Source organism: Streptomyces sp. NBC_00986 (genome assembly GCF_045162565.1).
Taxonomy (GTDB): Bacteria; Actinomycetota; Actinomycetes; order Streptomycetales; family Streptomycetaceae; genus Streptomyces.
Genome location: NZ_CP108733.1, coordinates 11,059,305 through 11,085,023, shown reverse-complemented (window position 1 = coordinate 11,085,023; position 25,719 = coordinate 11,059,305). Strand labels below are relative to the sequence as shown.

The following is a 25,719-nucleotide window of genomic DNA, read 5'->3' as shown; positions in this document are numbered from 1 at the left end:
CCCGCCCCGTGACAACTCACGGGGCGGGGCGGTCAGTTCACACCGGGCGTGGCTGCGTCAGGAGGAGCGACGGGCGCGGCCGGCCGCGTAGACCCCGCCGGCGCCCAGGGCGATCACCAGGGCGGCACCGCCCGCTATGAGACCGACCGGCGCGTTCGAACCGGTCTCCGCCAGCGGCTGGTTGCCACCGTTCGGCGTCGCCTTCGGAGAGGGCGAGGGCGACGACTTCAGCGGCGGGACGTGCGCGGAGGTGGGAGGCGTCGTCGACGGCTTGGGGCTGGCCGGCGGGGTCGACTCCTCGGCGGGAGGCGTGCTGTCGGCCGGGGTCGACGGCGTCACGGGCGGCGCCGAGGCGGGCTGCGTCGGCGTCGGGGTGGGCGAGTCCGGGGTGCTGGGGGTGCACTCCTTGTCGCCGCCGTTCCAGGCCGCGATGAGGTGGTACGGCGTCATGATGTTGTCGGGCTCGTACGGCAGGGGGCCGTGGCCCTCACCCGTACCGCCGTCGTAGGTGACGTCGTCGCCGTACAGGTCGATCTGGCCGTAGCAGTCGGGGGACTTGACCTTCAGCTGCTGATAGGTCTGCTGGGCGTCGCTCGCGCCGGCGACGTCCTTGGAGGTCAGGTAGACCGTGGCCTTGTCGACCATGGCCTGGTGGCCGGAGTTGTACCAGTTGGGGCCCTCGGTGGTGTACTCGGCGAGGGAGACGGGGTACTTGCAGCTGTCCCCGACGCTCTGGTCGGGAGCCAGCCGGACCTGGACCGTGCCGGGGATGGTGTCCCACTGGAGGAAACCGCCCTGCGAGGTCCAGTCCGCGCCGACAACGTTTCCATCGGCACCGACGATGCGGTACTGCACCGTGGCGGACTGGCAACCGGCGGAATCGGCGGCGCTCGCCGGACCGGCCACGAGCACGGGCGCGGCGGCCGCGACGAACGCGGTGGCGGCGAGGGCGGACAGTGATCTGAGGTGTTGCGAACGTGACAAAGTGAGCCTCGACGATGGGTGAAAGGTGTGGGAGGTGGCAGAACGCGAACGGCGGGCGCACGAAAGGAAACGATCGATGGCGTGCGCTACCGGACCGCTCGCGGTGCTTCGCTCAGCTTAGGCACAGCGAAGCAAGCTGAATTCTTGTCACCTTTCACAACTCCCGTCAATCCTTCACCAGTTGGCCACAGGTCAAGATCAGGGCATCACCGCGAGTAGATGCCGGCGCAGGCCGTCCAACTCGACGTAGAGGCCGGGGTCGATCAGTTCGTCGCCGTCCCGGTCGTAGGTCGAGTCGGAGAGCAGTTCGGTGAGTTGGCGGGGGCCGCCGCGCAGGTCGGTCCACGGGAGGCGGACCCGGCCCTGGGCGGGCTGTTCGGAGAGGTTGACGACGACGAGGTGGCGGCTGGATTCCGTCGTCCAGGACCAGGCGATCAGGTTCTCGTGGGTGGGGTTGTCCGGCCAGCCGGTGCAGTCGAGCAGCTGCCACTCCCCTCCCGTACGCATGCCGGACGCGCCGACAACTGCGAGCAACTGGTGGTGGAACGCGAGGAGTTCCTTGTCGACGGGCTCCTCAGGCCGACGGGCGAGGAAGACCGGTGGGCGTACCCGTCGCCCCTCGAACTGCCCCTCGTGCCAGAGCGTCGCGCCCGGCAGGGTGGCGATGGTGACGGCCGCAGCCCGTTCCCGCTCGGGTGACAGGGTGGCGGCGGCCCGGGGTTCGTCGTGGTTCTCCAGGAAGCGGACCAGGCCGCGCTGGTAGCGGACGTCCGCCTGCAGATGACCGCGCACCGATTCCGCACCCTCGTGCAGCAGCCGGTCGTAGAGCCGTTTGTCGTAGCAGTGGTCGAACCCCTGTTGCTGCAGCGCCCATTCGAGGTCCCAGTACGCCTCGGCGACGAAGAGGAAGTCGGGGTGGCGCTCGCGCACCTTGGGGATCGTGTACGGCCAGAAGTCCTCGGCCGGTGCCGTGCCCGCCCGTTCGCCCCAGGTCTTCGCGAAGACGTCGGTCATCAGCAGCATGGCCATGTCGCAACGAACGCCGTCGGCCTGGTCGGCGATCGAGGCCAGGGTGTCGACGGCGGCCGTGCGCAACTCCTCGCTGAACGCGTTGAGTTGGACGACGTCCGGCCACGGCGCGAAGTACGGGTCGCGGCCTCGGGCGAACACCTTGCCACCGGCTTCGAGGAAGGCGGCGGGGTCGCGGGCCAGGTCGTCCTGGGTGCCCTGGACGAGGCAGCCGGGGCGTTCCGTCAGCCAGGGGTGGTCGGGGGCAACGTGATTGGGGACGTAGTCGAGGATCAACCGGACGCCGCGGGCGGCCAGTTGGGCGCGGGCCTCCGCCAGCCCCTCCGGGCCGCCGAGGGACGCGTCGACGACGTAGTTGCGGACGCAGTACGGCGATCCGGCGACGTCCTCCGGGCGGAGGTCGGGCAGCGCGGCCCGGAACGACGCCTGGAGCGAGGCGTCGCGCAGCGCGATCTCCAGTCCGGCCGGGCTGCGTTCCCACACGCCCATCAGCCAGACGGCGTCGACGCCGGGGAGCGCGACCTCGTCCCAGGCCGACGCGGGCACCTCGCCGAGGGTGACGGTACGGCCGTAGCGGGTGCTCAACTCCCCCAGCCAGATCAGGGTGTTGATCTCGTAGATCACCGGGTGCTCGGGCCAGGCGGTCATGACAGGGGCTCCTCTCGGTCGCCGGTCGGGCGCAGGCTCTCGCGGCCCCGGGTCGACCACTCCTGGTCGCCCAGGGTGCGGAAGAGGGTGGCGGTGACCGCGGACAGGCCGGTCCAGCCGGTCTGGTGGGAGGCGCCGAGGCCGGCGCCGTTGTCACCGTGGAAGTACTCGTAGAAGAGGATCAGGTCCTTCCAGTGCGGGTCCTTGGCGAACTTGGCCTGGGCGCCGTGCACCGGGCGGTGTCCGTCGGCGTCGCTGAGGAAGGTGGCGGTGAGCCGGTCGGAGATCTCGCGGGCGACCTCGTAGAGCGTGAGCCGCCGGCCCGATCCGGTGGGGCACTCGACGGTGAACTCGGCGCCGTGGAAGGCGTGCAGGTTGAGCAGGGCGCGGATCAGCAGCAGATTGACCGGGAACCACACGGGGCCGCGCCAGTTGGAGTTGCCGCCGAACATCCCGGAGTCGGACTCGGCGGGCAGATAGCCGACGCCGTACGTCTCCCCGTGCACCTCGAAGGTGTACGGGTGCTCGGCGTGGTACCGGGACAGGGAGCGGATACCGTGCGGGCCGAGGAACTCGCCCTCGTCCAGCATCCGGGACAGGATGCGCCGCAGCCGGTCCTCGCCGAACAGGGCGAACAGATAGCGGCCGTCGGCGTTCGGGCCGAGCGCCTCGTGCGAGGAGATGGTGGCCTCCACGGCCGGATGGCGTTCGAGGAACTCCCGTGCTCCGGCGACCAGTTCGGGGAACCGACGGTCCGCCCAGCCGCCGACCAGGCTGGTCGCCGCGAGCGGGATCAGTCCGACGAGGGAACGCACCTTGAGCCGGGTCGCCGTGCCGTCGGGCAGCCGCAGCACGTCGTAGAAGAAGCCGTCCTCCTCGTCCCACAGGCTCGCGTTGTCGGCGCCGATGCGGTTCATGGCGACGGCGATCCACGCGAAGTGCTCGAACAGGGACTGTGCCTGCTCGATGTAGACGGGGTTGTCGACGGCCAGCTCTATGGCGATCTCCAGGAGGTTCTGGCAGTACAGCGCCATCCACGCGGTGCCGTCCGCCTGGTCGAGGTGGCCGCCGGTGGGGAGCGGGGCGCTGCGGTCGAAGACGCCGATGTTGTCGAGGCCGAGGAAGCCGCCCTGAAAAACGTTGTTGCCGTCGGTGTCCTTGCGGTTGAGCCACCAGCTGAAGTTCTTCATCAGCTTCTGGAAGGCGTTCTCCAGAAAGGCGCGGTCGGCCTTGCCGGTGCGGTGCTTCTCCAACTCGTAGAGGAACAGGGTGGCCCAGGCGTGCACGGGCGGGTTGACGTCCCCGAAGTTCCATTCGTACGCCGGGATCTGGCCGTTGGGATGGAGGTAGAGGCGGCGCAGCAGCAGGTCCAACTGGCCCTTGGCGAAGGTGAGATCGACCATCGACAGGGCGACGGTGTGGAAGGCGAGGTCCCAGGCCGCGAACCACGGGTACTCCCAGGTGTCCGGCATCGACATGATCTCGTCGTTGACCATGTGGTACCAGTTGCTGTTCCGCACCCGGGGGTCGGAGGCGAGCGGGTCGACGCCGTGCTCGGACAGCCAGCGTTCGACGTCGAGGTAGTAGTACTGCTTGCTCCAGAGCATCCCGGCCAACGCCTGCCGCACCAGGCGCCGTTCGTCGGCCGAGGTGTCGGGGGTGGTGATGCCGTCGTAGAACTCGTCCGCCTCGGCTCGCCGTTGGGTCATGACCGTGTCGAAGTCGCCGCTCCAGTCGGGCAGTTCGGCGGCGGTCAGGCGCAGGCGGACGGTGGCGCTCCGGCCGGCCGGGATGGTCAGCACGTGGTGGACTGCGGCCTTGGTGCCGGTCCGGTCGGGGTTGACGGCTCCGGTCTCGCCTCCGACGACGTAGCGGTCGATGCCGTCCTTGACGTACGGGGAGGAGTTCGAACTGCCGAAGATCTTCTCGTTGTTGGTGTCGTTCTCGGTGAACAGGGTCTCCGCGCCCGCGTCGCAGTACAGCCGGCGCGGGCCCAGCTCCTCGTGGTCCGCGCGGAGTTGGCCTCCGGGTTCCTGCTGGATGGACGGTACGGCAGTGCCGCCGGCCCAGGACCAGGTGTGCCGGAACCACAGGGTCGGCAGCAGGTGCAGGGGTGCCTCGTCGGGGCCGCGGTTGTGCGCGGTGATCTCGATCAGCAGGTCGTCGGGGCCGGCCTTGGCGTACTCGACGAACACGTCGAAGTAGCGGTCCTCGTCGAAGATGCCGGTGTCGAGGAGTTCGTACTCGAAGTCACCGCGCCCACGGGCCTGGTTGGTGGCCTTGAGGTCCTCGTACGGGAACTCCGACTGCGGGTATTTGTACAGGTACTTCATGTACGAGTGCGTGGGCGTGCTGTCGAGGTAGAAGTAGTACTCCTTGACGTCCTCGCCGTGGTTTCCCTCGGAGTTGGTGAGGCCGAACATCCGCTCCTTGAGGATCGGGTCGCGGCCGTTCCACAGCGCGAGCGCGAAGCACAGCCGCTGCTTGTCGTCGCTGACGCCCGCGATGCCGTCCTCGCCCCAGCGGTAGGCGCGGGAGCGTGCCTGATCGTGGGTGAAGTACGACCAGGCGTCACCGCTGTGGCTGTAGTCCTCCCGTACGGTCCCCCACTGGCGCTCGCTCAGATAGGGACCCCAACGGCGCCAGGGCACCCCGGAATCGTCGGCCTCGGCCAGCCGTCGCCGCTCGGCGTCCGGCGTGTCACCGCTCGTCCCCATCGTGTGTCCTCCTCGTGGCCCGGCACCTTCCCCAAGACTCCGGTGTCTTGCGCGCGACGGCAACGGATACCGGGCCGATCATGCGGATGGTCCCCTCTCGTTCATCTCCGGGTCCGGGCGGAGTGCGCGAGGACCGCGGTGATCGCCAGCAGCAACGCCACTGCCGCCGCGACCGGCGCCACCAGGAACGCGCCCGCGCTGCCGTGCCTGTCGGCGAGGTACCCGGCGAGTGCCTGCCCGGTCGCGGTGCCGAGGGGGCCGCCCGCGCACAGGATCGTCAGGGCGACGGTCGCCCGGTCGGCGGGCGCGAGGCGTTCGGTGAGGGCGTAGAGGCTGATCAGGTACGGCGCCACGGTCACTCCGGCGACGGCCATGGCGGCGGGGAGTACGTGCCCCCGCTCCCCGGCGACCAGGGTCAGCGTGCCCAGCAGCAGTGTCGCCGCGAAGGTCACGTACCGGCGGCGGAGGCCGAAATGCGCGGGGAGCCAGGCGCAGGCGGCGCCTGCCATCGCGCTGCCGATGCCGAAGACGGCGTAGAGGAGTCCGGCGCTGCCCGGGTGACCGCTCTCGTTCGAGTAGGCGGTGACACCGGTCTGTACGGCGCCGAATACCGTGCCCACCGCGGCCATGGCGAGGAACATCGCGGCAAGTGGCAGTCGGGGCAAGGGAGTTCGCGCAGTGCGCGTGCCCTTGCGGTCTTCGGTGCTTCCCTGGGTCAGGGACAGGGCGAAGGGCAGGGTGGCCAGGAGGAGCAGGGCGATGGCGGCCAGGGTCGGGGCGGTCGGGCCGAGGGCGGTGAGGAGTCCGACGAGCGCGGGACCGGCGACGAAGCTGATCTCGTCGGCGGTCGCCTCGTACGAGAAGGCGGTCGGCATGAGGTCGGGCCGGGCGCGGGCGTGCAGCAGGCGGGACCAGTGGACCCGGATCAGGGGGCCGACCGGGGGTTGGGTGAGTCCGGACAGGGCGGCGGCCGTCAGCATGCTCGCGCGGCCGGTGTGGCTCGCCGCGACGAGGGCGGTCAGGGCGGCGGCGTTGGCGAGTGCGGTGACCGTCCCGACGAGGCGGTGGCCGTGGCGGTCGGCCAGTGCCCCTGCGAAGGGGGCGCCGAGCGCGTTGGCGATGCCCTGGGCCGCCGCGGCGAGCCCGGCGAAGGCGTAACTGTCGGAGGCGGCCCGGACGAGGACGAGCGTCGCGAGCGACGAGGTCGCGTAAGGAAGACGGGCGAGAAAGCCCAGCGGGAAGAAGGCCGCGCCGGGCACACGCAGCAGGGATAGGTACGCCATCGGCGTCTCCCGTGAACACGTCGAAGAGACGCGCCACCCCAGCCACCAACGCGTGGACAATCCCTGTTCTGCCGCGCAGCCTAGCGAGCGAACGGGCCTGTCACCAGAGCGTTTCAGTCCCTTCCGTGATCACCGAAGGCGGTAACAGACAGGAAGCGGACGGGGAGTTCGACCAGTTCCTGGGGGCCGTGCGCGCCCTCGCCGTCGAGTTGGAGGGCGTCGCCGGGGCGCATCGTGTAGGCCGCCTCCCCATGGCCGTAGACCATGACACCTTCGAGCATGAACAGCAGCTCGGTGCCGGGGTGTTGGAAGAGGGGGAAGACCTCGCTGGACTCGGTGAGGGTGACGAGGACGGCTTCCATGCGCTTGTGGGGGCCGCGCAGGGCGCCGAGGAGTTCGTAGAGGTGGCCGACCCGGCTGCCGCGGCGGATGATCTGGGCGCCGTGACCGGCGGGGACGTAGACGGCCTCGCGTTCGGTGTCGACGCCTCGGAAGAGGGCGGTGACCGGGACGTTCAGGCCGGTGGCGAGGCGGCCGAGAGTAGTGAGGCTGCACGACGTGTTCGCGTTCTCGATCTTGGAGAGCATCGCTTTCGAGATGCCGACCTTGGCCGCCATCTCGGCCACCGACAGACCGGCGGCGACCCGGTAGCGGCGTACCTGGCGGGCGATCGCGGTCTCCAAGTCCACTGGCCCGTCGGCCTGTTCGGGGGTGATCTCCCGGTCGGGCAGCGCGGCTGTCCGGTCGTCGTGGTCGGTGCCCATGGCGGTCATTCTGCCTGATGGGCGGCGGTCAACCGGGACTTGCGGAGCGCGAACCGTGGATGCGGCTCGGCGCGGCCCAGGGCGAGGTCCGCGGCCATCGCGCCGATGAGCGGCGTGAACTTGGCGCCGTGGCCCGAGCACGGCGAGACGACGACGAAGGGACCGGTCCGGTCGAGCACGAAGTCCTCGTCGGGGGTGGTGGTGTAGAGGCAGCTCGCCTCGGCGACGGGTGTGGGGTCGAGGCCCGGCAAAGTGCGTTCCACCCATGCGGTGACCTTGTCGCGCGAGGCGGGGTCGACGATGCCGGTGCGGGTGTCCGCGGTGGTGGGTGTGCCCTCGTCGTGCTGGGCGACCTTGAACGCCGGGAGCGGTCCGCCGTCGCTGCCGGACGGGAGGCCGTAGAGGTTCAGTTCGTCCTTGTGGACGAAGACGGGCCAGTTCGCCGACGGGTCGCGGCGACGGAAGTGGAAGACCTGCTGCTGGGTCACTCGGAGGGGCGGCAGGGGTTCCACTATGCCTAGTGGGGCGGCGAGTTGGGGCAGCCAGGCGCCGGACGCGATGACGACCGTGTCGGCGACGACAGTGGGGCCTTCCGAACTCAGGGCAACGCGGCCGTCGTTGCGGATCTCCGCGCCGGTGACGCGGACGCCGGTGAGGACACGGGCGCCCAGCTCGGCGGCCCGCCGTACCGCGGCGGCCACCGTCGCGTCGGCGTCGACCGTGCCCGCGTCCGGGTGATGGAGCACAGGACCGTCGAAACGGAACTGCGGCCAACGGTCCGTTGCTTCGGCCGCGGTGAGCAGTTCGTGCGGTACGGCGGCTGCGGCGAGGACATCTGCGATGCCCTCCGGGTCACGGCCCGCGCCGAAGTCCAACCCCTCGGTGCGGCGAAGGAGTTGGGTGCCGGCGTCGCGCTCCAACTCCTGCCAGAGTTCGCGGGCCTCGCCGGTCAGGCGGACGTAGAAGGGGTCGGCGTACGCACGGCGGTAGATGCGTGAACTCCCATGGGAGCTGCCGGACTTGTGGCCGATCTCGTACGCCTCGACGACGGTGACCTCGTGGCCCTGGCGGGCTAGTTGCCAGGCCGTGGCCGCGCCCATCAGGCCTGCTCCTACGACGGCGATCACAGGGCGGCTCCGCCGGTGCCGGGAATCCAGTCGGTGCCGGCGAGGGGGACGCGGGCCATGGCGGCCGACTCGATGGTGAGGGCGACCAGGTCCTCGGGTTCCAGGTGGTGGAGGTGGGCCTTGCCGCAGGCGCGGGCGAGGGTCTGGGCCTCCATGGTGAGGACGCGGAGGTAGTTGGCGAGTCGGCGTCCCCCTTCGACCGGGTCGAGACGGGCGGCGAGTTCCTCGTCCTGGGTGGAGATGCCGGCCGGGTCGCGGCCGTCCTGGAAATCGTCGAAGTAGCCTGCGGCCGAGCCGAGTTGACGGTACTCGGCGTCGTGGTGCGGGTGGTTGTCGCCGAGGGCGATGAGGGCTGCGGTGCCGATGGCGACCGCGTCCGCGCCGAGCGCGATGGCCTTGGCGACGTCGGCGCCGGTGCGGATGCCGCCGGAGACGATGAGTTGGACCTCGCGGTGGACGCCGAGTTCCCGAAGTGCCTGCACCGCCTGGGGAATTGCGGCAAGGGTCGGGATGCCGACGTGCTCGATGAACACCTCCTGGGTGGCGGCGGTGCCGCCCTGCATGCCGTCGACGACCACGACGTCGGCGCCCGCGTGGACGGCGAGCTTCACGTCGTAATAGGTGCGTGTGGCGCCGACCTTGACGTAGATCGGTTTCTCCCAGTCGGTGATCTCGCGGAGTTCGCCGATCTTGATGGTGAGGTCGTCGGGGCCGGTCCAGTCCGGATGCCGGCAGGCGCTGCGCTGGTCCACGCCGACCGGCAGGGTGCGCATCCCGGCCACCCGGTCGGTGATCTTCTGACCGAGCAGCATGCCCCCGCCGCCGGGCTTGGCGCCCTGTCCGAGGACCACCTCGATGGCATCGGCCTTGCGGAGGTCGTCGGGGTTCATGCCGTAGCGGGACGGCAGGTACTGGTGGACGAGGTGCTTGGACTGGCCGCGTTCCTCCGGGGTCATACCACCGTCGCCGGTGGTGGTGGAGGTGCCGGCCGCGCTCGCCCCGCGCCCGAGTGCCTCCTTGGCGTTGGCGGAGAGGGCTCCGAAGCTCATGCCGGCGATGGTGACGGGGATGTCCAGGTGCAGCGGGTACTTGGCGTTGCGCGCGCCGAGGACGACGTCGGTGTCGCAGCGCTCGCGGTAACCCTCCAGCGGGTAGCGGGACATGCCTGCGCCGAGGAAGAGCAGGTCGTCGAAGTGCGGGAGGGGTCGCTTCGCGCCCCAGCCCCGGATGTCGTAGACGCCGGTCGCGGCGGCCCGTTGGATGGCGTGGATGGTGGCGCGGTCGAAGGTGGCCGACTCGCGCAGGCCGCGGGATGCGAAGTCCATGCCCATGTCCCTCACTGTGTCCTTGCCTTTGTCCCGGCCCGTGTCGCCGTCGTTGTCCCGGCCCGTGTAGCCGCCAATGTCCTGGCGGCCCTTGTCGCTGTCCATGGCGGTAGCAACTCCCTCAGTACGTCGTCGAGTTGTCGACCGTGAAGTGGTACAGCTGCCGGGCCGAGCCATAGCGGCGGAAGGCGGCCGGATCGTCGTCGAAGTCCGCCGCCTTCAGCAACTCGGCCAGTTCCGCGAGGTGTTCGTCCCGCATCTCCTTCTCCACGCAGTCCGCGCCGAGGGACTTGACCGTGCCCTTGACGTAGATCCGGGCCTCGTAGAGGGAGTCGCCGAGGGCATCACCCGCGTCGCCGCAGACCACCAGCCGTCCCGCCTGCCCCATGAACGCGCTCATGTGACCGACGTTCCCGCCGACGACGATGTCCACGCCCTTCATCGAAATCCCGCACCGGGCGGCCGAGTTGCCCTCGATGACCAGGAGTCCGCCGTGTGCGGTGGCCCCGGCGGACTGGGAGGCGTCGCCGCACACCCGGACCGTGCCGGACATCATGTTCTCGGCGACACCGACCCCGGCGTTGCCGTGCACGGTGACCGTGGCGTGCTGGTTCATGCCGGCGCAGTAGTAGCCGACGTGGCCCTCGATGTCGACGGTCACCTCGTCCTTGAGACCGCAGGCGACGCTGTGGGCGCCTCGGGGGTTCAACACCCGCCAGGCTGGGGCCGGTCGGGGGGCGTGGAGCGCCTGGTTGAGATCGCGGACGGAGGACATCGCGAGGTCGGCGACTTCCACCCCGGTCAGCGCTGCCATACGTACACCTCTTCCGGCTCGGGCTCGAAGATGCGGGCGTGCTCGATGCCCGGCAGGACGTCCAGGGCCCGGTACTCGGAGGCCATCGCGACCCATTCGGCCGTCTCCGCGACCAGGGCCGGCTTGCAGGCGATGGCGTCGCGGACCACCGCGAAGGAGTCGGTGGTGGAGACCAGCAGCGTGTAGAAACCGTCGAAGCGCTCGCACAGGAGCCGCAGCGCCTTCTCCAGGTCGGCGCCTCGGGCGAGGTGGTGGGCGACGAAGCGGGCACCGACCTCGGAGTCGTTCTCGCTGTCGAACTCCACGCCCTGGGCCCGGAGTTCGCGTCGGATGGTGGCGTGGTTGGCGAACGACCCGTTGTGGACCAGGCATTGGCCGGGGCCCACCGAGAAGGGGTGCGCGCCCTCAGGGGTGACGGCCGACTCCGTGGCCATGCGGGTGTGGCCGACGCCCTGGTAGCCGGTCACTCCGGCGAGCCCGAACGACTCCGCCAACCGGACTGGATTTCCAGTGCCCTTGAGTACGGCGAAGCCCTCCCCCGAGCCGATGACGGTGGCTTGCGGTAGCGCGGTCGCGATGGCGGCGAGCAACTCAGGAACGGGCGAGTCCGCGTGGACGACCGTCGTGGCGTCGGCGGCGACAACCCCCGCACCCGGCAAGGCGGTTGACGCCTCCTCCGGGGTCACTCCAAGCAGCGATACGACAGCGCGCCCGGCCGGAGACAGTCGCGGGTCGCCGTAGACCGCCACGCCCGCCGAGTCCGGGCCGCGTTCGACGACTTGGCCCAGCATGGCACTGAGCAGTTCGCCGAGCCGGGGTTCGAGGGAGGGCTCGCGCAGATGGAGCCCGACGATTCCGCACATGCGGCTCTCCTCATCAGGATGCGACATGAGATGTGACACGGGATGTGACAGGTGGGTCAGAAAGCGGTGAGGTAGCGGTCCAACTCCCAGGCGCCGACCGTGCCGTGCCAGTCGAAGAACTCCTGCCGTTTGACCTCACCGAAGTACTCGCTGACGCCTGGTCCCGCCGCGTCGAGGGCCCCGCCGATCACCGGGTCGGCGGCCAGTGCCTCCACGGCGTGCAGCAGGGTCGGCGGCAGTTCGGGGCGGGCCGCCGTGACCGCCGCGTCTCCCGGTTCACCGGGGTCGAGGGCGCGCTCGATGCCGTCGAGTCCGGCGGCCAGGGCGGCGGCTGCCGCGAGGTAGGGGTTGGCGGAGCCGTCGCCGCCGCGCAGTTCGACACGGTTGCCGTCGGGGACGCGGATGAAGTGGGTGCGGTCGTTGCCGCCGTAACCGGCCTTGCGGGGTGACCACGTCGCGCCCGAGCGGGTCGAGATCGCGCCGGTGCGCTTGTACGAGTTGACGGTGGGCGCGATGACGGCCTGGAGGGCGCGGGCGTGGTCGAGGATGCCGCCGACGAAGGAGTAGGCGAGCGGGGACAGGCCGAGGCCCCGGGTGTCGGAGGCGTCGGGGAAGGCGGGTTCGCTCCCCCGCCACAGCGACAGGTGCATGTGCATCCCGGAGCCGGTGCGGTCGGTGAACGGCTTCGGCATGAACGTGGCTGTCATGCCCCGCTGTTCGGCCAGTACCGACACCAAGTACCGCATGGTGATGACCCGGTCGGCGGTGGTGAGGGCGTCGGCGTAGGCGAAGTTCTGCTCGAACTGGCCGTTGCCGTCCTCGTGGTCGTTGGCGTAGTTGCCCCAGCCGAGGGAGTTCATCGCCTTGGAGACGGCGGTGAGGTGCTCGTACATCCGGGTCAACCCGCGTGCGTCGTAACAGGGTTGGGCTGCCGTGTCGCGGCTGTCGGCGACGGAGAGCGTGCCGTGTTCGTCGCGGTTGACGAGGAAGTACTCGATCTCCGCGCCGACCGCGAGGGACAGTCCGAGCTCGGCGGCGCGGGCCAGGACCGCGCGCAGGATGATCCGGGGCGCGTAGGGCCATGGCCTGCCCTCGACGTGCGGGTCGCAGTGCACGAGGGCGAGTCCGGGGCGTACGAAGGCCAGCGGGGTGTAGGAGGCGGGATCCGGGATCGCTATGACGTCCGGGTCGCTGGGCTGCTGGCCGAGGGCACCGGCGGCGTAGCCCGCGAATCCGACGCCGTCGGACTGGAGTTCCTCGACCGCTTCGACGGGGACGAGCTTGGCGCAGGGTTTGCCCGCGAGGTCGACGAAGACCGCGAGCACGAACTCGATGCCGTCGGCGCGGACTTGTGCGGCGAGGTCGGGTGCGGGGCCGGACTCGTGAGTGGGCTCGGTCGTCGGTGCCTGGTCGGTGGTCGTGGGCGGTGCGGCTGCGGTGTCCATCGCCATGGGAGGCTCCCGGCATCCGTGGGTTTCCTGATGTGAATCGCTATTTCCCATCAGGAAACTCGATCGCGATTACACCCCCATTTCCCGCAGGGAAGCACTCTGTTGCCGGTGCCGAGCGACTCAACTCCGGTCTCCCGTCGCGGATATGGCGTTCTCAAATAGTGAGAGGTAGCCTCTCCATCGATCGCCACGTCTCAGCACGTCTCGCCGGGGAGGCCGTCATGGCAGGCACGATGCAGGGCAAGGTCGCCGTGATCAGCGGAGGTTCGACCGGCGTGGGGCGGGCGGTCGGGGCGCTGCTCGCCGAGAACGGGGCGCAGGTGGTGCTGCTCGCCCGGCGCGCCGACCGGCTGGAGGCGGCCGCGCGGGAGATGGCGGGGCCGGTGCTGACGATCCCGACCGACGTCAGCAGCGGCGACAGCGTCCGCGCGGCGTTCGCTCAGGTCGAGGAGCGGTTCGGGCGGGTGGACATCCTGGTGAACAGCGCCGGCGTCGCCCGTATCCGCGCCATCGAGGACACCGCCGACGAGGACATCCACAGCTGCATCGGCACCAACCTCCTGGGCCCGATCCACACGACCCGCTCGGCGGTGCCGCTGCTGCGGGCGGCGGGAGGTGGTGACATTCTCAACATCTCCTCCGAGATCACGCTGGACCACATGCTGCTGATGGCGATGTACGCGGCCAGCAAGCACGGCCTGAACGGCTTCACCGCCGCGATGCACAAGGAGCTGCGCGGCGACGGCATCCGGGTCGCCCTGGTGATCCTCGGCTCGATCTCGGACAGCGCCTTCTTCGAGAACTTCCCCGGCGAGGACCGGCAGCGCGCGGCACCCGTCTGGGAGGCGGACGGCTATCTGACCAGGGTGGGAGCCATGAAACCGCTCCCCTCGGCCACCGTCGCCCGGGTCATGTTCCAGCTCCTCAGCACCCCGCCCGAGGTCGTCCAGGACGTGGTGCACATTCGCCCGGCGGGCTGAAGCCGGCAGTCCGGCACGCGTGTGCCACACTCGGCCGACCCGCGCGTCGACAACCGACTCATGCGTCAAGCTTCGCCACCCCATAAGTCGTCCTTATGAGGTCATAGACGGGACCCGCATACCGACTTAGGCATGCCTTAGTTTAGGCTTCCCGTCGAGTCGCTTGTTTTCGCTCGAAGGGAACCTGATCATGCCGCGCCCCCTGCGGGTAGCCATCGTCGGAGCCGGCCCCGCCGGGATCTACGCCGCCGACGCCCTGCTCAAGTCCGAGGTGGCCGCCGAACCCGGCGTGTCCATCGACCTCTTCGAGCGGATGCCCGCGCCCTTCGGCCTGATCCGGTACGGCGTCGCCCCCGACCACCCGCGCATCAAGGGCATCATCAACGCCCTGCACCAGGTCCTCGACAAGCCGCAGATCCGCCTCTTCGGCAACATCGACTACCCGACCGACATCAGCCTGGACGACCTGCGCAGCTTCTACGACGCGGTGGTCTTCTCGACCGGCGCGACGGCCGACCGCGAGATGTCCATACCGGGCATCGAGCTCGACGGTTCCTACGGCGCCGCGGACTTCGTCTCCTGGTACGACGGCCACCCGGACGTCCCGCGCACCTGGCCCCTGGAGGCCGAAAAGGTCGCCGTCCTCGGTGTCGGCAACGTGGCCCTCGACGTGGCCCGCATCCTCGCCAAGACCGGCGACGAGCTGCTCCCGACCGAGATCCCGCCGAACGTCCACGAGGGCCTCAAGGCCAACAAGGCCCTGGAGGTCCACGTCTTCGGCCGCCGCGGCCCGGCGCAGGCGAAGTTCTCCCCGATGGAGCTGCGCGAGCTGGACCACTCGCCGAACATCGAGGTCATCGTCGACCCCGAGGACATCGACTACGACGAGGGCTCGATCACCACCCGGCGCAGCAACAAGCAGGCCGACATGGTCGCGAAGACCCTGGAGAACTGGGCGATCCGCGATGTCGGCGACCGCCCGCACAAGCTGTTCCTGCACTTCTTCGAGTCCCCGTCCGAGATCCTCGGCGAGGACGGCAAGGTCATCGGCCTGCGCACCGAGCGCACCGCGCTGGACGGCACCGGCAACGTCAAGGGCACCGGCGAGTTCAAGGACTGGGACGTCACCGCGATCTACCGCGCGGTCGGCTACCTCTCCGACAAACTCCCCAAGCTCCCCTGGGACATCGACTCGGGCACGGTCCCGGACGAGGGCGGCCGGGTCATCCAGGAGACCGGCGAGCACCTCCAGTCGACGTACGTCACCGGCTGGATCCGGCGCGGCCCGGTCGGCCTGATCGGCCACACCAAGGGCGACGCCAACGAAACGGTCGCGAACCTCCTCGACGACCACGCCAACGGCCGTCTGCACACGCCTGTCTCGCCCGAACCGGAGGCCGTGGAGGCGTTCTTCGCCGAGCGCGACGTCCGCTTCACCACCTGGGACGGCTGGTACCGACTCGACGCCGCCGAGAAGGCGTTGGGCGAGCCGCAGGGCCGCGAGCGCGTGAAGATCGTCGAACGTGAGGACATGCTGCGGGCGAGCGGCGCGTAAGCCTCACCCCTGCATACGCGTAGGCCTCTCCCCCGCATACGCGTAAGCCTCACTCCCGCACAGCTGAAACCGAGGGGCCCGGCGGCCGTACCGCCGGGCCCCTCGCGCATGTCAGCGCGCCGCCCTCCCGTACCGCGCGAACACGGTGTGGGCCGTCTGCTCGATCTCCTGGCACTCCAGGTGGAGGGGCGGACCGCCCGCCGGGAAGAGCCGTTCGCCGGTGCCGAGGACCGTGGGGAAGGTGATCAGCCGGTACTCGTCGACCAGGTCCTCCGCCATCAGCGTGCGGACGACGGGCAGGCTGCCGATGACGATCACATCCCGCTCCTCGCGCTTCACGGCGTCGACGAGGTCGCCGTCGAGGACGCTCGAATTCGCCCACGCCGACACATCGGTGAGGGTGCGGGACGCGACCAGCTTCGCCCCGGCGTTCATGCGCGCGGAGAACTCGTCGTCGCGGCCCGGCCACAGCCGCGAGAACGCCTGCCAGGTCCTGCGGCCGAGCAGCATGACCCCGCCGTCGAGGGTGCTGCCCAGTCGGAACTTGTCGCCGTCGATCTCCTCACGGCCGTAGCGGAAGATCCAGCCGCCGTCCTGGGTGCCCTCGGACCCGTCGGGGTCGGAGACGATCCCGTCCAGGGTGGTGAACTGGATGACGATGACGCTCATGATGGGTGTCCTTTCGGTCGGTGCTCACCGGTACGTACCGGTGGCGCCGGCCGGACTCATCGCCACGAGCGGGGTCAGTTCGAGGAGATCCGTCGTGGCAGGTCGAAGGTGTCCAGCACCTGCGGATCGGTGAAGACGACATTGCGGGTGACGCGTCCGCCGGTGACCGTGAACACCTGGACGCTGTGCAGCCATCGGGTTCCGTCGGGGTCCGACGCGTAGGCGGCAAGCGCCGGCTGCCCGTTGGCGACCAGGCGCCTCAACGCCCAGTCCGCGCCCCGGAGTTCGAAGACCCTGCGCATGAACGCGCCGTAGTGCCCGGTGCCGCTGAACCAGAGCGGGACCGGCGGCATCTCCAGGACCACGGCGTCGGCCAACAGCCGTACCAGGGCGGGGACATCGGCCGCTTCGAACGCCCGCAGGTAGCGGTCGACGACCTCGCGTGCCCCGGGGTCGTCCGGTTCGGTGATCGCGTCGTCGTCGCCGACGTCCGTGAGGGCGGCGCGGGCGCGCTGGAGCGTGCTGTTGACGGCCGGGACGGTGGTGTCGAGCTGGCTGGCGACCTCGACGGCGCTGAACTGGAGCACCTCGCGCAGCACGAGCACGGCCCGCTGCCGCGCGGGCAGCCGTTGCAGGGCGACGACGAGGGCCAGCCGCATGTCGGCGCGGGCCTCCAAGTCGTAGCGCGCGTCGGGGAAGGGCTGCAGCCAGGGGATGTCGGTGGCGGGCGTGAGCGGTGTTCCGGGGTCCTCGCCCGGTGCGCCGAGGCCGGACGGCAGGGGGCGGCGCGCGCGTCCTTCGAGCGCGGTGAGGCAGACGTTGGTGGCGATGCGGTAGAGCCAGGTGCGCACGGACGCGCGTGCGGGGTCGTACCGGTCGCGGGCCTTCCACGCGCGCAGCATCGTCTCCTGCACCAGGTCCTCGGCCTCGTGGAACGAGCCCAGCATCCGATAGCAGTACGCCACCAACTCGCCCCGGTACGGCTCGAAGTCCACCCACCCATCATGGCGTACGGGCCTGCTGACGTCCCCCGGTGTTCTCCCTCCTCGAACCCCCGTTCCTCAGCCGTCCGCGCGACGCGCGCCGGATCCTCGTCGCCGGTGCGGGCGGCGGCTTCGACGTCTACGCCGGGCTGCCGCTGGCCCTCGCGCTGCGTTCGGCCGGCAAGGAGGTGCACCTCGCGAACCTGTCCTTCGTCGATCTGTACGGCCTCGACCAGGAGGTGTGGGTGGACCAGGACGTCGCCGCCGTACGCCCGGACACGGAGGCCCGGGGCGACTACTTCCCGGAGCGGTCGCTCGCACGGTGGCTCGACCTGCACGACATGCCGTCGACCGTGTACGCGTTCCCGCTGACCGGTGTGGGGCCGCTGCGGGACGCGTACCGCACGCTGATCGGGCAAATCGGCGGTGTCGACGCCGTCGTGCTGGTGGACGGCGGCACCGACATCCTGATGCGGGGCGACGAACACGGGCTGGGGACGCCGGAGGAGGACATGGTCAGCCTCGCGGCGGTGAACGGGCTCGACGAGGTGCCGGTGCGGCTGGTGGCCTGCCTCGGGATCGGTGTGGACGCGTATCACGGGGTCAACCACTCGCTGGCGCTGGAGAACCTGGCCGCGCTCGATCGTGAGGGTGCCTATCTCGGCGCGTTCTCGCTCCCGCGCGAGAGCCGCGAGGGGCAGCTGTATCTCGATGCGGTGGCGCACGCCCAGGAGTCCACGCCGGACCGTCCGAGCATCGTCAACGGTTCCGTGCCGGCGGCCGTACGCGGGGACTTCGGTGACGTCCGTTTCACCGAACGCACGCGCGGCGGGGAGCTGTTCATCAATCCGCTGATGGCGCTGTACTTCTGCGTGGACGCGCCGGGTCTCGCCCGCCGGAACCTCTACCTCGACCGGTTGGAGCGGACCGCACTCATCCGCCAAGTGAGTTCGCTCATCGAGGAGTTCCACGACGAACGGCCCCGGCAGCGGCCGCCACGCGCCCATCCCCACTGACCGAACCGAGCAGCAGGTGCCCGCTCGCGCCCGCGAGAAGCAGGCCGGTCAGCATGCAGACAAGGCTCAGGGCCGGTCCGGACGACCAGTTCACGCTGGACGCCCGAAAGGCCAGCACTACGGCTCCGGCGATCACCGTGCCGGGAAGTGCGAGCAGGGCAGGGCGAGTTCGGTCGAGGTCGTCCTCGGCCAGGGCACCGAGGACACCGACGCCCAGCGCAAGGGCCCAGACGCCGAGGGCCTGGGCGTCGACCCGGTCCACGGTCCACGGAACGAAGTCCGACCAGAAGCCGGGCCGGGTCAACAGCCCCGCCCCGATACCGAACCAGGCCGACCCAAGCACGGCGAGCGGCGGTTTCGACCATCCCGGGAGCGGGGCCGCGCGCGGCGATGGCGGGTCGGCCGGGGTGAGGTGCTGCCAGGTCAGGGCGATCAGCGCGGCCACGCACAGCAGGCCCAGCGTGAACAGCCAGCCGAGGCTGAACAGGACGGGGATGATCGAGCCGCCGCGCGCGATGTACAGCCGGCCCGCGTTGAGCAGCGTCACGGCGAAGAGCCCGACGAGCACGACCCCCAACGGGTAGACCAGCGTGCGCACTTCCTCCCACGCGCGTGCCTTGGCAACCGTGAACAGACCCGGCGCGGTGCCCAGCATCGCGGCGCCGATCAGGCCCGGGCTCACGGACTCGGGCGAGGGCCACGCACCGAAGACATGGCCGGTGAGACTCACCGCCGTCAGGAGTCCTCCGACGAGGAGGCTGACGACCGCAACAGCCGTGGCCAGCATGGCGACTCCGGCCGTGAGCGGACGTCCGGCCGCCGGTGTGTTCGTCATGGGCGGCCCTGCGCAACCGGCGTGGGCAGAGGGGGCGTTGGGGCGGGAGCCGCGAGCGCGGTGCGCTTCAGCAGTTCACGGCCGTACATCACGCGCAGGCTCACGACAGTCGTCGCGGCGAAGGCCAGCATCCCGCAGCCGATGGCAACCCCGGCCGACAGAGCCGTCAACCGGTCGAGACCCAGAGCGCGTCGAAAGACCGGAGCCGCACCGATCGACAGCACCGGCGCCAGACACAGGGCCGTCAGATGCAGTCGCCATTCCTCCCGGGCCCAGATCCGACCCTGGCGTCCGGCGCGGCGGGCGTTGACGGCCATCACCGCGTAACTGACCGCGTAGGGAAGGAGATAGGCCCACAGCAGTCGCCGTCCGGTCGCGCCGAAGTCGAGATACGAGCGCGCGATCCACAACAGAGCGGCCGCACCGGCGAGTTGCGCGACGGCGAGTACGGGCAGCGGCGCCCAGGAACGCGACACGCCCTCCATCGTCGTACGGCGGTCCCGTGCGCGCGAGGCGATCAGCGCGCCGAACACGACCACCGAGCCGAGGTGCGTGATCGCGACCTGGTTGATCTGTTCCATGGTCAGCCCGGGCAACAGCCTTGGCAGGAAGCCCCATTCGAGGCGCAGCAGCGGTGCGGTGAGGAGGAATCCGTAGCAGAGGAGCATCCAGCGCTGGTGCAGGTCGGGGAGTCCGCCGACCGCAGCGAGGATGCCGAAGGTCACGCTCAGGACGGTGCCGACCAGGAGAGTGGCGAGCACGATCCAGAACGCGGGGCCGCTGAACGCGTCCTTGGGGGCCGTGCGCGCCAGGTAGATCCCGGCGCCCGCCATCGAGACGTACACCGTGACCGCGAAGACCACGCCCAGCGTGCGGTGCAGACGGGTGCGTCGGCGGGCGGCGGTGAGGAGTTGGGCGGGGCCGAGGAGCATGAGGGCGCCGCCGAGGACCGAGTGCACGATCATCGGGACGAGGCTGTGGCGGTAGGGCGCGATGCGGCCCGCGAGGGCGTCGGTGACGTAGCGCGGGGAGACGACGCGGCCCATGACCCACTCGCCGAGGGCGGGGGCGCCGGGGCGGGCGTACGGCCAGAGTTCGGTCATCGCGATCGGCGCGTAGGCCAGGCACACGGCCGTGACCGCGATCATCGTGGCGCGGCGCCAGGTGCTGTTCGGCGGACGACGCACGGCGGCCCCCTTGCTGGGTCAGGGCCTCGGTCCGGCCCTCAATAGTCTCGTCTGGACTATCGAGACGGTAGGGCCGACCGTCGTCGGGGTCAACGGTCCTGCGCGCGTTCTTCGCGGTGTCGCACCCACTGCCAGAAGTCGACCATCATCCGCTCGTACCGGATGCCGAACTCCAGCGCCTCGCGCTGCCCCGGGGTAAGCAACTCACCCACTTCGTCGGCGAGTTCCTCGTAGCTCTGCAGGGTCTTCTCGTGCTCGCCGAGCTGGACCGGGGCGAGGACGTCGGGCCGGCCGCCGAACCACAGCTTCAGAATGCCGCGCTCCCTGGCCTCGACCGGCACGAACTCCGAGTCGTCGAGCCAGCTCCGGAGGACGGAGCGGCCCTGGCCGGTGAGGGTGAGCACCCGGCGGTTGCGGCCGCTCTCCTGCCGTACCTGGGACAGCAGCCCGGCCTCCAGAAGCCGGTCGCACTGGGCGTACACCTGCGCGTGCGGCACGGACCAGAACGGCGCGACGGTCCGCGCGGCCTCCGTTTTCACGTCGTACGGGCTCGCCTCGCCGAGTTTGTCGATGATGCCGAGGACGAGGAAGGAGGAGGTGGTCAGCCGCGCGTCAGACATGCGCCGACGGTATCGCGGTGTCGAACGAATACTTGGGGTCCGCAAATGATGTGAACTGCCCCACGACGGGTAGTTCTTAACTCAGCTAGCCCTTAACTCAGCGCCTCTTCCGCGTGAACACCTCCACTCAAAGGAACTGTGGTCTTGGCTCTCGCGTACCCTGACGCCCCGTCAGCCCGTCGACCCGGGCGTACCTGGACTATTCGCATCACAGGTCACCGCGACCGTACCGCCTCGGTCAGCTGCTCCTCCGGGTGCGGCATGCCCGCCCGGTCGCGCGACATCGCGGCCCTGCGCCGCTTCGCCGAAGCCCATGCGGCGGCCCACGTCAGAGCGGCCACCGTACGCCCCGACGCGGCCTGCGGCTGCCGCCGTCAGCGGTGCGCGGCGCACGAGGGGACCCGGGTCGACTGCTCGGGCTCGGTGCTGCTCGTGCTGCGCCACGATCCCGCGGTCGGCCAGGTGTGGACCCTGGCCGAGGTCTGCACGGCCTGCGCCTCGCTGATGACGCACACCCGCGTCGTCGGCAAGCCGCTGCCGCGCACCCGGTCGCCGCGCGAGGAGACGGTCGTACCCCTGGAGGCGCCGTCCGCGCCGGGCGCCCGTTCGGTACCGGCCGGCTTCAGCGCGCCCCCGCCCGAACCGGGCGTCCCGTCCCGGCCGGGCGCCGCGAACAGGCGCCGGGGACGGTGAGACCCGGTGGCACACGGAAGGGACCCGCCCCGAGCGGATGGTGGGCGGGTCCCGTCCGCTCCACCATTCTGCGGACAGGTCCACGTCAGAGGCACGCGTGAAACCCGGCCGCCCGGAGTGAACCGATCACACCCCGCGCGTAAGCTCGCGCGGTATCCCAGAAAAAACGGGCATACGACTCTCTACGACCCCTGCTCGACCCCCCGCTCGACCCCCCGCTTGACCCGCCAAGATCTCCGACGGTGATACTGGTGGGTCAGCACCGCCCCCGCCCGCAGATTGGCCTATGTCGAACTCCTCCACAGCTCCGCCCACGATCCCCCACACGGTGTGGCTGGCTCGCGGCCGCCACGTCGGGTCCGCCGACGCCGCGGATGTCGTACGGCGACAGCTGCAACGGCTCAAGGACCGCGAGGTCATCGACGACCACCTGGAACCCGACGAGGACCAGCACGAGGATCCGCGCGAGCGGGTCTTCGAGGCCCGGTGGCGGGTGGAGGGGACGGTGACCGTACGGGCGCGGCTGACGTTCCCGCCCGCTCCGGAACCGGGTTCCGCCTCTGGCGCCTCCGATACGACGGAGGGGCGGGAGTGGCTCCTGGTCGCGGAGGCCGAGCGGGTCTGGGATCCCCGGTGGCCCTCCCCCGCGACCATGTTCTGGCCCGAGGACACGGATGCGGACTGGGACCACGTGACGGTGCCGGGGCTGCGCTTCCGGCAGGTCAATCCGCTGCCGTCCGACGAGAAGGAACTGCGGCGCCTGTTCCGTAGCTGTGCGCAGGACGGCTGGAGCATCCACGTCGTCGTGCACGAGGCCATGACCCCGGACGCGCACGGCCGAGGGCCCCTGGCCCGGCTGCTGCCCGCGAGCCTCCAGCACTGCGTGGTGGAGCACCGGGCCACACCCGACCAACTACGCTCCGTCAACTGGGCGTTGCTGCGCGAGTTCGACTTCCAGGTGCCGCGCGGCGGTGCCGTGGTGCTGCCGACCAGCCCGGTGGCCCCCTCCTACGACGTGCGCGAGTTCTCGGTGCGCAGCGTCTTCCTCGACGGCTCCGAACCCACCGAACTCGTGGACGTGCTCTGCCGCTACGGCGCCGCGCGCCCTCTGCCGGACGGCGGCCAGGAGGCGGTCACCGCACTGCGCGAGCAGTGGAAGCTGATGACGATGGAGGAGGAACTGGCCCGCGAGCGCAGGCTCGTGGCCATGTACGCCGAGGCGCTCGAAGCGATGACGAAGTCCCGGGACCTGTACCGGGAGTCCGCGGACCGGGCCAACGAGGCACTGGCCGCGCTGCGCGACTCGACCGGTGCCGCCGTGCCCGGGGCGCCGTCCCGGCCGGGCGGGTCCCCGTTCCAGCGGACGTTCGGTCGATGGAGGGACGCGACGAAGGCACTGCGCCCCGCACCGCCGACCGACAGCGAGCATGCCGATCCGCCGAGTGACGGTGGTCGCTCAGCCGAAGAGCAGTAGGCAGCCGGGGCCGGGGCCATGGCAAACGTCGTCACGCAGATGACGTCCTGGCCCCTCGGTCGCGCCGCAGGCCCACGCAGCGCAACGCCGATGGTGAGAATCGACCACCAGTGGTGATCACCGCCCACGCGCCTCCCGCACCCGCCGCCCCAGCTTGGCGGCATGCCGATGCAACCCTGGTTCCACGATGCCAAGTTGGGCATCTTCGTCCACTACGGGATCTACGCCGTCGACGGTGTGCCGGAGTCCTGGTCCTTCTACTCGGGCCAGGTCCCGCACGACCAGTACATGCGGCAGCTCGACGGGTTCACCGCCGCGCGCTACGAACCGCGGGCCTGGGCACGGCTCTTCGCGTGGGCGGGTGCCAAGTACGCGGTATTGACCGCCCGTCACCACGACGGCGTGGCCCTGTGGCACTCGGCCCACGGTGACCTGGACGTGGTCCGCCGCACTCCGGCGGGCCGCGATCTGATCGGGCCGTACGCGGAGGCGCTGCGCGAGGAGGGTCTCAACGTCGGCCTGTACTACTCCCATTCGGACTGGAACCACCCCGACTACGCCAGCACGGTGCACCCCCAGCCGCCCGACGAGGAGATCCGCACCAACCCGTACGCCTCCGCACGGCCCGGCCACGAGACCCGGCCGCCTGGGCGCGCTACCTCGCCTACCGCGACGGCCAGGTCGGCGAGTTGGTCGGCCGTTTCCGGCCCGACCTGCTGTGGTTCGACGGCGAGTGGGAGCGCAGCGAAGAGCAGTGGGGCATGCCGGAGTTGGCGGAGCTGATCCTCGCCGGGAATCCCGACACCGTCCTCAACGCCCGCATGCTCAGCTACGGGGACTACGCGACGCCCGAGCAGGGGGTGCCGTTGCAAGCGCCGGACGGGCCTTGGGAGTTGTGTCTGACGGTCAACGACTCGTGGGGTTTCCAGCACGGGGACGAGCATCACAAGTCGGTGCGGCAGCTGGTGCGTTACTTCACGGAGACGATCGGAATGGGCGGCAATCTCCTGCTCGACGTCGGCCCGAGGGAGGACGGGACGACAACGCCCGCGCAGACGGACCGGCTTGAGGGTCTCGGCGCATGGATCGCCCGGCACTCCGAGGCCGTGTACGGCACGGTCGCCGGTCTGCCCGCCGGGCACCACTACGGCCCCAGCACCCTCTCCGCCGACCGCCGCACGCTGTACCTGGTGTGCTTCGATCCGCCCCGCGAGTCGGTGTCGGTGCGCGGCCTGCGTACGCCGGTCAAGCGGATCACCGTCCTCGGTACCGGCGCCGAACTCGGCCATGACGTCATCGGCGGCCTCGGTGACGTGCCGGGCGTGACGTGGATCGACGCCCCGGGCGCGGCCGACGTGGACGAGTCGGCGACGGTCCTGGCGGTCGAGCTCGACGGGGAGTTGGACCTCTACAGGGGTGCCGGCCGGGATTGAGTCACGAGGTGCCGGCCCGAACCGCCCTGGGTGAAGCCCCCAGTTCGCGCCTGCACGCCTTGTTGAAGGCCTGGAGATCGCCGATGCCGACGGCGGCCGCGATCGCCGGGATGGAGAGGGTCGACTCGCGCAGGAGGTGCCGGGCGCGTTCCATGCGGCGGTGCCGGAGGTAGGCGACGACCGTGGTGCCGGTCTCGGCGCGGAACAGGCGGATGAGGTGGTTGTGCGAGACGCCGGCCGCGTGCGCCACGTCGGGGACGGTGAGTCGGGCCGCGAGGTTCGACTCGATGTGCGCCATGGCCAGGGCGAGCGCCGGGTGGGGACCGGCGGTTCCGCCCGCGGCCGGGGTCGCCAGGTCCGCCACGCGCCACAGCACCGTCCACAACTCGGCTGCCGCGCGGGCGGAGTTGCGCGGCGCCGCCGCGACGGCCCGCTGGATCAGGTCGGTCAGCACGGGCGTCTGCGTACCCGCGTCCTGCATCACGGGCACGGTCAACCGCTCACCGGCCGACGGGAGTTCCAGGTGGGCGAAGAGATGCTCGGAGCGGCCCCGGTAGTGGAACCGCACCAGCGCGCCGGGCGGCACCAGACTGACGTACCCGGGCCTGATCGCGTGGGCCACGCCATCGACCGTCAACTCGGCCTCGTAGCGGTAGAGATGAAGCTGCCACAGGTCCGGCAGCCGGAACACGTCACGCGGGCTCACTGTGCCGTGCACGCCGACCCCGAGGCCGGCCACGCGTGGTGGGGCGTCGAGGCCGATCCGTACGTGGGTTCCGGGGCCGTTGGTCGTGCTCACGGTGAAAACGTACCAGCGCCTGACAAGGGGTCAACGGCTGTCAAGACTCTTCGGAGCGTTCGGGTGTGATGTTCCCCTCCTCGGCCATACCGGGGCCGTAACAGGGCATCCGGATAGGGCACATGCCGTGCGGCCGGACCGGAAAAAGGGGCGCCAGTGGACTCGACCACGACCGTGATCGTCATCGTCGCGGTGCTCGCGGTGATGCTGCTCGCCGTGGCCGTCGGAGTGCTGGTGCGGCTCGTCCGTACCCGGCGCTCCATGCGGCGCGCAGGGCTTCCGACCGGCCCCAAATGGGTTTTCTGGGGTGCCGTCCTCTACTTCGTGCTGCCGACCGACCTGATGCCCGATCCCGTGTATCTGGACGACATCGCCGTACTTCTCCTCGCTCTTCGCACGATGCGCAACTCCCTCGGCGAGCAGGAGAAGGGGCTGCCGGGCGAGCTCGACTGACCCCGGTACGCGTGGCG

The 25,719-nt window shown here is 70.4% G+C and carries 22 protein-coding genes and 1 pseudogene; 7 read left to right on the top strand and 16 right to left on the bottom strand.

Going from position 1 to position 25,719, the window contains the following annotated elements; genetic code table 11:
* Window positions 1-57 precede the first annotated feature (57 nt).
* From OG504_RS49990 to glnT, 10 genes are all read right to left on the bottom strand, one after another.
* Entirely contained in the window at window positions 58-984 is a 927-nt protein-coding gene (locus OG504_RS49990) for a hypothetical protein (protein ID WP_405995811.1), read from the bottom strand.
* Between the two features lie 198 nt (window positions 985-1,182).
* Window positions 1,183-2,661 (bottom strand): alpha-amylase, encoded by a 1,479-nt coding sequence (locus tag OG504_RS49985; RefSeq protein ID WP_405995810.1) that lies wholly within the window; start codon window positions 2,659-2,661, stop codon window positions 1,183-1,185.
* Window positions 2,658-5,378 (bottom strand): MGH1-like glycoside hydrolase domain-containing protein, encoded by a 2,721-nt coding sequence (locus OG504_RS49980; RefSeq protein ID WP_405995809.1) that lies wholly within the window; start codon window positions 5,376-5,378, stop codon window positions 2,658-2,660. Before OG504_RS49980 ends, OG504_RS49985 begins: the two co-directional genes overlap by 4 nt.
* Window positions 5,379-5,479: 101 nt before the next feature.
* Window positions 5,480-6,661, bottom strand: a complete 1,182-nt coding sequence (locus OG504_RS49975) for an MFS transporter (RefSeq protein ID WP_405995808.1) — start codon at window positions 6,659-6,661, stop codon at window positions 5,480-5,482.
* Between the two features lie 113 nt (window positions 6,662-6,774).
* A complete protein-coding gene (locus tag OG504_RS49970; RefSeq protein WP_405995807.1) occupies window positions 6,775-7,425 on the bottom strand; it encodes a helix-turn-helix domain-containing protein in 651 nt (216 codons plus the stop codon).
* A gap of 5 nt (window positions 7,426-7,430) precedes the next feature.
* On the bottom strand, window positions 7,431-8,552 hold the full coding sequence (locus OG504_RS49965) for an FAD-dependent oxidoreductase (RefSeq protein ID WP_405995806.1): 1,122 nt from the start codon (window positions 8,550-8,552) through the stop codon (window positions 7,431-7,433).
* Window positions 8,549-9,982 carry an FMN-binding glutamate synthase family protein gene (locus OG504_RS49960; protein ID WP_405995805.1) on the bottom strand — a complete coding sequence of 478 codons (1,434 nt, stop codon included), beginning with the start codon at window positions 9,980-9,982 and terminating at the stop codon, window positions 8,549-8,551. Before OG504_RS49960 ends, OG504_RS49965 begins: the two co-directional genes overlap by 4 nt.
* Before the next feature lie 16 nt (window positions 9,983-9,998).
* Window positions 9,999-10,691 carry a glutamate synthase gene (locus OG504_RS49955; RefSeq protein WP_405995804.1) on the bottom strand — a complete coding sequence of 231 codons (693 nt, stop codon included), beginning with the start codon at window positions 10,689-10,691 and terminating at the stop codon, window positions 9,999-10,001.
* Window positions 10,679-11,554, bottom strand: a complete 876-nt coding sequence (locus OG504_RS49950) for a glutamine amidotransferase (protein ID WP_405995803.1) — start codon at window positions 11,552-11,554, stop codon at window positions 10,679-10,681. The genes OG504_RS49955 and OG504_RS49950 overlap by 13 nt, the downstream gene beginning before the upstream one ends.
* Window positions 11,555-11,610: 56 nt before the next feature.
* Window positions 11,611-13,005: a type III glutamate--ammonia ligase gene (glnT, locus tag OG504_RS49945; RefSeq protein WP_405995802.1), complete on the bottom strand. Its 1,395-nt coding sequence runs from the start codon at window positions 13,003-13,005 to the stop codon at window positions 11,611-11,613.
* A gap of 221 nt (window positions 13,006-13,226) precedes the next feature.
* On the opposite strand from glnT, the gene OG504_RS49940 reads away from it, so the two are divergent.
* Together OG504_RS49940 and OG504_RS49935 are read left to right on the top strand one after the other, a co-directional pair.
* Window positions 13,227-13,985 carry an SDR family oxidoreductase gene (locus tag OG504_RS49940; protein WP_405995801.1) on the top strand — a complete coding sequence of 253 codons (759 nt, stop codon included), beginning with the start codon at window positions 13,227-13,229 and terminating at the stop codon, window positions 13,983-13,985.
* 190 nt (window positions 13,986-14,175) lie between these two features.
* On the top strand, window positions 14,176-15,540 hold the full coding sequence (locus tag OG504_RS49935; RefSeq protein WP_405995800.1) for an FAD-dependent oxidoreductase: 1,365 nt from the start codon (window positions 14,176-14,178) through the stop codon (window positions 15,538-15,540).
* 111 nt (window positions 15,541-15,651) lie between these two features.
* On the opposite strand, the gene OG504_RS49930 is transcribed toward OG504_RS49935, so the two are convergent.
* Both OG504_RS49930 and OG504_RS49925 read right to left on the bottom strand, forming a co-directional pair.
* The gene (locus OG504_RS49930) at window positions 15,652-16,209 is read right to left on the bottom strand and encodes a dihydrofolate reductase family protein (RefSeq protein ID WP_405995799.1); all 558 of its coding nucleotides are present in this window, start codon (window positions 16,207-16,209) and stop codon (window positions 15,652-15,654) included.
* A 74-nt stretch (window positions 16,210-16,283) separates the two neighbouring features.
* Window positions 16,284-17,204: a sigma-70 family RNA polymerase sigma factor gene (locus OG504_RS49925; protein ID WP_405995798.1), complete on the bottom strand. Its 921-nt coding sequence runs from the start codon at window positions 17,202-17,204 to the stop codon at window positions 16,284-16,286.
* Between the two features lie 38 nt (window positions 17,205-17,242).
* Between OG504_RS49925 and OG504_RS49920 the strand changes: the two genes are divergently transcribed.
* The gene (locus OG504_RS49920; protein WP_405995797.1) at window positions 17,243-18,208 is read left to right on the top strand and encodes a DUF1152 domain-containing protein; all 966 of its coding nucleotides are present in this window, start codon (window positions 17,243-17,245) and stop codon (window positions 18,206-18,208) included.
* Here the strand turns inward: OG504_RS49920 and OG504_RS49915 are convergent.
* The 3 genes from OG504_RS49915 to OG504_RS49905 form a co-directional block, all read right to left on the bottom strand.
* Window positions 18,147-19,043 carry a hypothetical protein gene (locus tag OG504_RS49915; RefSeq protein WP_405995796.1) on the bottom strand — a complete coding sequence of 299 codons (897 nt, stop codon included), beginning with the start codon at window positions 19,041-19,043 and terminating at the stop codon, window positions 18,147-18,149. The genes OG504_RS49920 and OG504_RS49915 overlap by 62 nt on opposite strands.
* Complete coding sequence (locus OG504_RS49910) at window positions 19,040-20,230, bottom strand: DUF2306 domain-containing protein (protein WP_405995795.1); 1,191 nt, start codon at window positions 20,228-20,230, stop codon at window positions 19,040-19,042. The genes OG504_RS49915 and OG504_RS49910 overlap by 4 nt, the downstream gene beginning before the upstream one ends.
* Before the next feature lie 89 nt (window positions 20,231-20,319).
* A complete protein-coding gene (locus tag OG504_RS49905) occupies window positions 20,320-20,850 on the bottom strand; it encodes a helix-turn-helix transcriptional regulator (protein WP_405995794.1) in 531 nt (176 codons plus the stop codon).
* Between the two features lie 261 nt (window positions 20,851-21,111).
* On the opposite strand from OG504_RS49905, the gene OG504_RS49900 reads away from it, so the two are divergent.
* The 3 genes and pseudogenes from OG504_RS49900 to OG504_RS49890 all read left to right on the top strand — a co-directional run bounded on the left by OG504_RS49900 (window position 21,112) and on the right by OG504_RS49890 (window position 24,450).
* On the top strand, window positions 21,112-21,543 hold the full coding sequence (locus tag OG504_RS49900; RefSeq protein WP_405995793.1) for a hypothetical protein: 432 nt from the start codon (window positions 21,112-21,114) through the stop codon (window positions 21,541-21,543).
* A gap of 286 nt (window positions 21,544-21,829) precedes the next feature.
* A complete protein-coding gene (locus tag OG504_RS49895) occupies window positions 21,830-23,017 on the top strand; it encodes a hypothetical protein (protein WP_405995792.1) in 1,188 nt (395 codons plus the stop codon).
* Window positions 23,018-23,179: 162 nt separating this feature from the next.
* A pseudogene (locus OG504_RS49890) lies at window positions 23,180-24,450 on the top strand (alpha-L-fucosidase).
* A 1-nt stretch (window position 24,451) separates the two neighbouring features.
* Here OG504_RS49890 and OG504_RS49885 read toward each other — a convergent pair.
* Window positions 24,452-25,249, bottom strand: a complete 798-nt coding sequence (locus tag OG504_RS49885; RefSeq protein ID WP_405995791.1) for a helix-turn-helix domain-containing protein — start codon at window positions 25,247-25,249, stop codon at window positions 24,452-24,454.
* 156 nt (window positions 25,250-25,405) lie between these two features.
* Here OG504_RS49885 and OG504_RS49880 point away from each other — a divergent pair, with 156 nt between their 5' ends.
* The gene (locus OG504_RS49880; protein WP_405995790.1) at window positions 25,406-25,702 is read left to right on the top strand and encodes a YkvA family protein; all 297 of its coding nucleotides are present in this window, start codon (window positions 25,406-25,408) and stop codon (window positions 25,700-25,702) included.
* Window positions 25,703-25,719: the final 17 nt, after the last annotated feature.

Excerpts from the sequence above, each read along its gene's own strand:
- OG504_RS49985 (WP_405995810.1), bottom strand. The coding sequence starts at position 2,661 with ATGACCGCCTGGCCCGAGCACCCGGTGATCTACGAGATCAACACCCTG.
- OG504_RS49980 (WP_405995809.1), bottom strand. The coding sequence starts at position 5,378 with ATGGGGACGAGCGGTGACACGCCGGACGCCGAGCGGCGACGGCTGGCC.
- OG504_RS49975 (WP_405995808.1), bottom strand. The coding sequence starts at position 6,661 with ATGGCGTACCTATCCCTGCTGCGTGTGCCCGGCGCGGCCTTCTTCCCG.
- OG504_RS49970 (WP_405995807.1), bottom strand. The coding sequence starts at position 7,425 with ATGGGCACCGACCACGACGACCGGACAGCCGCGCTGCCCGACCGGGAG.
- OG504_RS49960 (WP_405995805.1), bottom strand. The coding sequence starts at position 9,982 with ATGGACAGCGACAAGGGCCGCCAGGACATTGGCGGCTACACGGGCCGG.
- OG504_RS49955 (WP_405995804.1), bottom strand. The coding sequence starts at position 10,691 with ATGGCAGCGCTGACCGGGGTGGAAGTCGCCGACCTCGCGATGTCCTCC.
- OG504_RS49950 (WP_405995803.1), bottom strand. The coding sequence starts at position 11,554 with ATGTGCGGAATCGTCGGGCTCCATCTGCGCGAGCCCTCCCTCGAACCC.
- glnT (WP_405995802.1), bottom strand. The coding sequence starts at position 13,005 with ATGGCGATGGACACCGCAGCCGCACCGCCCACGACCACCGACCAGGCA.
- OG504_RS49940 (WP_405995801.1), top strand. The coding sequence starts at position 13,227 with ATGGCAGGCACGATGCAGGGCAAGGTCGCCGTGATCAGCGGAGGTTCG.
- OG504_RS49935 (WP_405995800.1), top strand. The coding sequence starts at position 14,176 with ATGCCGCGCCCCCTGCGGGTAGCCATCGTCGGAGCCGGCCCCGCCGGG.
- OG504_RS49930 (WP_405995799.1), bottom strand. The coding sequence starts at position 16,209 with ATGAGCGTCATCGTCATCCAGTTCACCACCCTGGACGGGATCGTCTCC.
- OG504_RS49915 (WP_405995796.1), bottom strand. The coding sequence starts at position 19,043 with ATGACGAACACACCGGCGGCCGGACGTCCGCTCACGGCCGGAGTCGCC.
- OG504_RS49905 (WP_405995794.1), bottom strand. The coding sequence starts at position 20,850 with ATGTCTGACGCGCGGCTGACCACCTCCTCCTTCCTCGTCCTCGGCATC.
- OG504_RS49900 (WP_405995793.1), top strand. The coding sequence starts at position 21,112 with ATGCCCGCCCGGTCGCGCGACATCGCGGCCCTGCGCCGCTTCGCCGAA.
- OG504_RS49895 (WP_405995792.1), top strand. The coding sequence starts at position 21,830 with ATGTCGAACTCCTCCACAGCTCCGCCCACGATCCCCCACACGGTGTGG.